Source organism: Thioclava sp. UBA3469, from assembly GCF_002378135.1.
Classification (GTDB): domain Bacteria; phylum Pseudomonadota; class Alphaproteobacteria; order Rhodobacterales; family Rhodobacteraceae; genus Thioclava; species Thioclava sediminum.
Map to the genome: position 1 here is coordinate 1 of NZ_DFRG01000164.1, position 7,344 is coordinate 7,344.

Consider the following 7,344-nt stretch of genomic DNA (forward strand, 5'->3'; position numbering starts at 1 on the left):
GAGAATTTCGCGCCGCGCGCGCTCGATCTGCTGCGGCTGCGCGAGGTGCTGGGGCTGCGCTCGGCGGTCAATACCGTGCTGCGCGTGCTCAACCCGGGCGGCGCAAGGGCCTCGGTGCAAGGTGTCTTCCATCCGCCGTATCGCGAGCTGCAATCCGATGCCTGCGCGCTGCTGGGTTTGCAAGCGATGACGGTGATCAAGGGCGGTGGCGGCGAGTTCGAGCGCCATCCGGGCAAGGACATCGCGCTCTTCGGCCTGCGGTCGGGGGAGGCATGGACCGGGCAGGGTGCGGCCAGCTGCGGCGCGACCCGCCGTCTTGCCGATGCGGCCCCCGATCCCGCCGATCTGGGGCGCCTCTGGTCGGGCGAGATCGACGATCCCTTCGCGACCGAAATCGTTCTCGGCACGGCAGAGCTGGCGCTCGACACCGCCGGAATCGCACAGCCCCGCGCGCGCCCCGCCGATCTCTGGGCACGCCGACACAGCGCGCGCGCCGCTTGAAAGGAAGATGATCATGAAGCTCTCTGCCGCATCCCCGTTTGCCCCGAGCGACGCCGCGCTTCGCGCCCGCAAGCCGGGGATTCTGGCTTTCATGAGCGAGGTTTTCCACGACTGGCGGCTCGCTTTGGCAGGCGTCTCGCCGAAGGCCGTGACCCCGACCCGATCCGCACCCGGTCGCGCGAAACCGGGCGCGATCGCACTTGTCGGCGCGGGCCCCGGTGCGCGGGACCTGCTGTCGCTTCGGGCGGTTCAGCGTCTGAGCCAAGCCGATATCGTCTTCTACGATCGCCTCGTCGATCCGGAGGTTCTAGAGTTGGCGCGCAGGGATGCCGAGCTCGTCTATGTCGGAAAGGCCGTCGGCGCCTGCGCCTGGCCGCAGGAGCGGATCGACGCGGTGATCGTAGCGGCGGCGCTGCAGGGCAAGCGGGTCGTGCGGCTGAAAAGCGGCGATCCGTGCATGTTTGGACGCGCTACCGAAGAGCTTGCCGCCGCGCGCGCCAACGGCATCCCGGTCGAAATCGTGCCCGGTGTGACCGCAGCCTCCGCCGCAGGGGCCGCGCTTGGCCGGTCGCTGACGGAACGCGGCGCCACCGACCGCGTGGTCTTCGCCACCGGCATGTGTCGCGCGGGCGACGACACGCCCGATTGGGGGGCATCCACACGCCCGGGCACGACGCTCGCGCTTTACATGGGCGTGCGGCAGGCGCCCGTTATCGAGGCGAACCTTCTCGCGGCGGGTGTCCCGGCTGTCTCCGAGGTCGAGATCGTCTCGGATATTTCGACCGACCGTCAGAGGATCGCGACCTGCCAGCTTGGCGCGCTCGCCGCGACGATCCGGGCGGAAAAGATAGGCAACCCGGCGATCATCCTGATCCGTCACGACAAGGGAGCCGCGTGCCTCGGCGGCACGGCGGACCTGCAGTCTCGGGACGTGGGAAAAGCCGGAAAAACGCCGCTGGTCGCCGATTTCTAACGCCGAAGTTGTTACAGCTCACATCTCAGTGCGCAAGCGGGAGGTCGGAGCCGCCGAGTTTCACCGGCGAGCCCCTGCTTTTCGCCCCTTCGCGAATGGGGTTATTCGAGGCACATCAGGACCTCAATGCCCCATCATCATTTCACCCTTTGCCATCGCCAGATGGTGCGGCTGATGATGCGCGCCGACGGTCAGGATGCCGATGAAGCCGAGCGCGCGGATCTTCTGCGCATCCGCGCCGGTCACGGTCAGCACGCTGCCGCCAGGGATTTCCTCGGCGCTCATCTCCCAGCCCTCGACCCCGTTCATCGTCGCGACATGGGCAGGCACCATCGCACGGATCGAGGCGGTGACCTCGGGGTCGTCCGAGGTTGCCTCGAAACGGGCACCACCTTCGATGTCGTCCTCTTTGACCTTGGCGCGCAGGGTGACGTTGTTCATGTCGATCAGATGCTGGCGCAGACCCTCGATATTGACGCGGTTCCAATCCGTCTCGGGATCGGCGAGCAGATAGGCGACGATCTCCTGAATGGCTGCGAAGGCGGACTGGCCCGGCTCGGTGATCGCGCCCGTGTCCCCGGATTGCATGCCGGGCATCTGCGCGGTCGAAGCCATCGGCATCTGCCCGTCGGCATGAGCGTCGTCGGACATCATGTGGTCGTCATGTGCGGGCATGTCTTCGTCGCCCATATGCTCATGGTCGCCCATATCCGCGTCGTCCATCATCATGTGATCGCCCGACATCATGTCATGCGCGCTCCCACCCGCGCTGCCATCTCCGTGCGCGTAGCTGACGGTGGGCAACGCCACGAGGGCGAGAATGCTAAGAAAACGTGTCATGAGTCCTCCGGAGTTTTGCGTAACTCTGTCATCTTTGTGCGCCGATGTCACAGCTTCAGCCTCCGCAAGCGCAAGGCGTTACCGATCACCGAGACCGACGAGAAGCTCATCGCGAGCGCCGCGATCACCGGCGAGAGCAGCACGCCGAAGACGGGGTAGAGCACACCCGCCGCGATCGGCACGCCCGCGGTGTTATAGGCGAAGGCGAAGAACAGGTTCTGGCGGATGTTGCGCATCACGCCCTCGGCCAGACGGCGCGCGCGCACGATGCCGGTCAGGTCGCCCTTGACGAGCGTCAAGCATGCGCTTTCGACCGCGACATCCGCGCCGGTGCCCATGGCGATGCCGACATCGGCAGCGGCGAGTGCGGGTGCGTCGTTCACCCCGTCACCGGCCATCGCGATGGAGGCGCCATCCTTGCGCAGTTTCTCGACCAGCGCGGCCTTGTCCTCGGGTGACACCCCGGCATGGACCTCGTCGATGCCCAGCTCGCGCGCGACGGCCCTTGCGGTGCCCTCGCTGTCGCCCGTCGCCATCACGATCCGCAGGCCTTCCTCGTGGAGCGCGCGAATGGCGTCTGCCGTGGTCTCCTTGATCCGGTCGGCCACTGCGATCACCCCGATCACCTTGCCGTCGCGGGCGAGATACATCGCGGTCTTTCCGTCCGATTGCAGGCGTTCGACCGCCTCGGACTGAGTGGAGGTATCCGCGCCGATCTGCTCCATCAGCGCCGCATTGCCGAGCGCGATCTGTGCGCCGTCGACGCGGCCTGTGACCCCCTTGCCGGTCACCGCCTCGAAGCCTTCGGCGTCCAGTTTGGGCGCATCCTCGGCCCCTTGCACGATGGCCTCGGCCAGCGGGTGCTCCGAACCCCGTTCCAGCGCGGCGGCAAGCGATTTGACCTCTTCCTCGGAGGCCCCGTCCGCGATCACATCGGTCAGCGCGGGCTTGCCCTCGGTCAGCGTGCCGGTCTTGTCGACGATCAGCGTGTCGACCTTGGCGAAGCGCTCCAGCGCCTCGGCGTCGCGGATCAGCACGCCCGCGCTTGCGCCGCGCCCGGTGCCGACCATCACCGACATCGGCGTGGCCAGACCCAGCGCGCAGGGGCAGGCGATGATCAGGACGGAGACGGCGGCCACGGTCGCATAGCCCAGTGCGGGCGAGGGGCCGAAGACGAGCCAGGCTATGAAGGCGAGGATCGAACAGGCCACCACGGCGGGCACGAAATAGAGCGCGACGCGATCGGCCAGCCCCTGGATCGGCGCGCGCGAGCGTTGCGCCTTGCCGACCATCTCGACGATGCGCGAGAGCGTGGTTTCCGAGCCGACAGCCTGCGCCTCCATCACGAAGCTGCCCTGTTTGTTGAGCGTGCCGCCGGTGACCGCATCGCCTTGGGCTTTCTCGACCGGGACGGGCTCACCGGTGATCATGCTCTCGTCGATAGCGGAGGAGCCTTCCGCGACCACGCCATCCACCGGCACGGTCTCACCCGGGCGCACGCGCAGCTTGTCGCCCGTCTGCACCTGATCGAGCGGCACGTCCTCGTCACCGTTTTCGCCCACGCGGCGCGCGGTTTTCGGCGCGAGGTCCATCAGCGCGCGGATCGCGTCGCCGGTTTTCTCGCGCGCGGACAGCTCCATGATCTGGCCGATCAGCACCAGCACGAGGATCACCGCCGAGGCCTCGAAATAGACCGGCGGCAGGCCGTGCTCGTTCAGCATCTCGGCGGGGAAGATACCCGGCACCAGAAGCCCCGCGAGCGAGAACAGATAGGCCGCGAGCGTGCCCAAAGCGATCAGCGTCCACATGTTGGGCGAAACATTCACCACCGATTTCCAACCGCGCACGAAGAAGGGCCGCGCGAACCACAGCACCGGCGTCGCCAGCGCGAATTGCAGCCAGAGGAAGGCTTTCGGCCCGATCCACTCCGCGAAGGGCAGCCCGATATGCGCGCCCATCTCCAGCACGAAGACCGCAGCCGCCAGAGGCCCCATGATCCACAGCCTGCGCCGGAAATCCACGAGCTCGGGGTTCGGGCCGCTATCGGCACTGGGGCTCATCGGCTCCAGCGCCATACCGCATTTCGGGCAGTCGCCGGGCTTGTCCTCGACGATCTCGGGATGCATCGGGCAGGTATATTGCGTGCCTTCGGGCATCGGCTTGGCAGCGGGACGAACGCCCAGATAATCCTCGGGCCGGGCTTCGAACTTGTGCTGACAGCCCTCGGAGCAGAAATAGAACCGCTCGCCGTCGAGCTTGGCCATATATTTCGCCGTCGCGCGCTCGACCGACATCCCGCAGACCGGGTCGGTCGCCTTGATGTAGTCATCGGGCTTGGCCACGAACTTGTCGTGACAGCCTTGCGAACAGAAGTGGTAGAGATGCCCGTCATGCTCGGCACTGGGCTTGTCGGCATCCGGGTCGACCGTCATTCCGCAGACCGGATCGCGGGTGATCGCGTCCGTCGTTTCCTGCGTGTCGTGGGTCTCGTTGTGGGCGTGTTGCGATGTCATCCGTTCATCCTTTCGGCAACTTCGCCCGATCAGATAGGGCTTCCAGCTGCTGGAGGGTCAAGAGTATAACCGATCTTTTTCCTAAACCCGGTCCCGCGTCCCTATGTTCCAGCGGCTCTCACGCAAGCGTGACTTTTGCTTCCAGTGACTGGAAGGTTTATATACCAAGCGCAGGAGGCCTATGCAGATGAATATCGGAACCGCCGCGACGCAGACCGGGCTGCCGGTCAAGACAATCCGCTATTACGAGGAGATCGGCCTCGTCACGCCCGACCGGCGGGCGAATGGCTATCGCGATTTCTCCGACGCTTGCGTGGAGCAGTTGCGGCTTCTGGCGCAGGCGCGGCACCTTGGGTTCTCGCTCGAGGAATGTCGCCGTTTGCTCAGCTTGAGCGCCGATGAGGGGCGGGCCAGCCGGGATGTGCGCGCGCTCGCGCAGCAAAACCTCGAAGCGGTGCGCGAGAAGATCGCCTCTCTCAGTGCATTGGAGGCGCAACTCCAACGTCTGATCGCGCAATGTCATGGCGACGATGCCCCCGATTGTGCGATCCTAGACGACCTGATGGGGCAGCGCGGGAATTGACAGCCGCGCCAGAGCCCACCAGATAGAGGGCAGGGAGAAACCGGGAGAGCCATGCGCAAAGCGCTGCATATCGTCATCGTCGGGCTGGTCTGTTTGATCGGTCTTTCGCAGTTGGGCGCGCCCGCTGCCGCGATGACCCATGCGCGTGCGATGGATACGATGGACGCAATCACCGTCAGCGATTGCGCGGCCTGTCCCGACAGCCATCACGATGCGGGCTCGACGCAGGACCAATCCTGCCCCCATGCGCAGATGATGGTCTCGGCCACGCTGGACTTCGCGCCGGAATTCTCGCTGAGCCGGGCTGACCTGTCGGTGACACTCCTGCCTGCGGAGACGCCCGCGCCCTTGGCGCATGAGCCCCAACTCGACCTTCCGCCACCGCGTATCTGATCGATCACACCGTCGCTGGCCCCTGAGGGGGTTCGTCTGTCGCGTCCCGAGCCCGGGCGCATGATCGAACAGGATACTCTATGAAACGCTATATTCTCTCTGCCGCGGTCGTCGCGGCCCTCGCTGCGGGCGGTTGGCTCGTGATGCAGCCCGACACCGCGAGTGAGGCCGAGGCGGCCACGCCTGCCAAAGGCGATCCGCTCGTCGCTGTCACCTTGCCGAATACGCTCTCCGAACAGGCCCAGATGGGCAAACGCGCTTTCGACGCGACCTGCGCCGCCTGTCACGGCGCGAATGCCACCGGAAAAATGGGCTTCGGCCCGCCCCTCGTGCACAAGATCTATGAGCCGTCCCATCACGGGGACATGGCCTTCCAGGCCGCCGTTCAGGCGGGCGTGCGCGCGCATCACTGGAAGTTCGGCAACATGCCCCCGCAGGAGGGCCTGACCCGTGGCGATGTCGCCAATATCGTCACTTACGTGCGCGAATTACAGCGCGCGAACGGGATCGAGTGAGATGCAGAATTTCCAACTGACTCGCCGCGCGGTCCTTGCCGGAATGGGGGCCACGGCGCTGACGGCGCGCATGGGTAACGCGGCAACCGCCCCGACTCCGCTGACCGCGCAGCGCGCCATGGCCCAGATTGCCCCCGAGGGCTATCCGCAAACCGAGGTCTGGTCCTATGACGGCACGTTGCCGGGGCCGCAGCTGCGGGTGCCGCAGGGCGCGCGCCTGCAACGCCGCTTCGTCAACGAGCTCGACGTGCCAAGCTCGGTGCATTGGCACGGCATCCGCATCGACAACGCGATGGATGGCGTGGCGGGGCTGACGCAGGATGCCGTGCCGCCCGGCCAGACCTTTGATTATGAATTCGTTGTGCCGGATGCGGGCACCTATTGGTATCACGCGCATAATCGCTCATACGAGCAAGTCGCGCGTGGTCTGCGCGGTGCCTTGATCGTCGAAGAGGTCGATGGACCGGACATCGACCGCGAGGAAGTCATCGTTCTGGAGGACTGGTTGCTCGACCCTGAGAGCGGGCAGCTGTTCGACAATTTCGAACAGCCCATGATGATGAGCCACGGTGGACGTACCGGCAACTTTATCACGACCAACGGGCGCTATGACCTGACCTTGCCCGCGCAGCGCAACGAGCGCATTCGCTTGCGGATCATCAACGCAGCAAGCGCTCGAATTTTCCCGCTGAGGCTCTCTGGATTCAGTGGCTGGACGGTGGCCGTGGATGGAATGCCAACCGGCCAACCCCAGTCGGTTGACGGCGAGTCGATCCTCGGCCCGGCACAGCGCGTCGACTTAATTGTGGATGTGACCGAAGACGAAGGCGGCACCGCCCAATTGCTTCGCATCGGCGATGATGATCAACTGACCCCGTTGGTGAGTTTTCTGGTCAACGGCACAGCCAGTTCAGTACCAAGAGGCAAGCCACTGCCGTTGCCGCCGAACCCCGCGGCACACGCCCCGGACCTTGCCGATGCGCGTGATTTGCGACTGGTCATGTCCGGCGGGGCAATGGGGCGAAT

General features: G+C 65.7%; 7 protein-coding genes and 1 pseudogene. 6 read left to right on the top strand and 2 right to left on the bottom strand.

The features are described from left to right. Both B3D39_RS12470 and cobA read left to right on the top strand, forming a co-directional pair. Positions 1 to 501, top strand: a pseudogene (locus tag B3D39_RS12470) (glycosyl transferase family 3); the annotation flags it as partial. Positions 502 to 514: 13 nt separating this feature from the next. Further along, complete coding sequence (gene cobA, locus B3D39_RS12475; protein WP_274961637.1) at positions 515 to 1,474, top strand: uroporphyrinogen-III C-methyltransferase; 960 nt, start codon at positions 515 to 517, stop codon at positions 1,472 to 1,474. 123 nt (positions 1,475 to 1,597) lie between these two features. Here the strand turns inward: cobA and B3D39_RS12480 are convergent, their stop codons facing one another. Next, the gene (locus tag B3D39_RS12480; protein WP_274961638.1) at positions 1,598 to 2,314 is read right to left on the bottom strand and encodes a hypothetical protein; all 717 of its coding nucleotides are present in this window, start codon (positions 2,312 to 2,314) and stop codon (positions 1,598 to 1,600) included. Positions 2,315 to 2,361: 47 nt separating this feature from the next. Further along, the gene (locus B3D39_RS12485; RefSeq protein ID WP_274961639.1) at positions 2,362 to 4,827 is read right to left on the bottom strand and encodes a heavy metal translocating P-type ATPase; all 2,466 of its coding nucleotides are present in this window, start codon (positions 4,825 to 4,827) and stop codon (positions 2,362 to 2,364) included. Positions 4,828 to 5,014: 187 nt separating this feature from the next. Between B3D39_RS12485 and B3D39_RS12490 the strand changes: the two genes are divergently transcribed. From B3D39_RS12490 to B3D39_RS12505, 4 genes are all read left to right on the top strand, one after another. After that, complete coding sequence (locus B3D39_RS12490; protein WP_083075641.1) at positions 5,015 to 5,410, top strand: MerR family transcriptional regulator; 396 nt, start codon at positions 5,015 to 5,017, stop codon at positions 5,408 to 5,410. A 51-nt stretch (positions 5,411 to 5,461) separates the two neighbouring features. Then, positions 5,462 to 5,803, top strand: coding sequence for a hypothetical protein (locus B3D39_RS12495; protein ID WP_274961640.1), 342 nt, complete (start codon positions 5,462 to 5,464; stop codon positions 5,801 to 5,803). A gap of 80 nt (positions 5,804 to 5,883) precedes the next feature. Next, positions 5,884 to 6,318, top strand: coding sequence for a c-type cytochrome (locus tag B3D39_RS12500; RefSeq protein WP_083075547.1), 435 nt, complete (start codon positions 5,884 to 5,886; stop codon positions 6,316 to 6,318). Between the two features lies 1 nt (position 6,319). Further along, on the top strand, positions 6,320 to 7,344 hold a 1,025-nt coding region (locus tag B3D39_RS12505; protein ID WP_414717997.1), incomplete at its 3' end, for a multicopper oxidase family protein.

Bases quoted from the DNA above. Each gene is read 5' to 3' on its own strand.
- cobA (WP_274961637.1), top strand. From the start codon at position 515: ATGAAGCTCTCTGCCGCATCCCCGTTTGCCCCGAGCGACGCCGCGCTT.
- B3D39_RS12480 (WP_274961638.1), bottom strand. From the start codon at position 2,314: ATGACACGTTTTCTTAGCATTCTCGCCCTCGTGGCGTTGCCCACCGTC.
- B3D39_RS12500 (WP_083075547.1), top strand. From the start codon at position 5,884: ATGAAACGCTATATTCTCTCTGCCGCGGTCGTCGCGGCCCTCGCTGCG.
- B3D39_RS12485 (WP_274961639.1), bottom strand. From the start codon at position 4,827: ATGACATCGCAACACGCCCACAACGAGACCCACGACACGCAGGAAACG.
- B3D39_RS12490 (WP_083075641.1), top strand. From the start codon at position 5,015: ATGAATATCGGAACCGCCGCGACGCAGACCGGGCTGCCGGTCAAGACA.
- B3D39_RS12495 (WP_274961640.1), top strand. From the start codon at position 5,462: ATGCGCAAAGCGCTGCATATCGTCATCGTCGGGCTGGTCTGTTTGATC.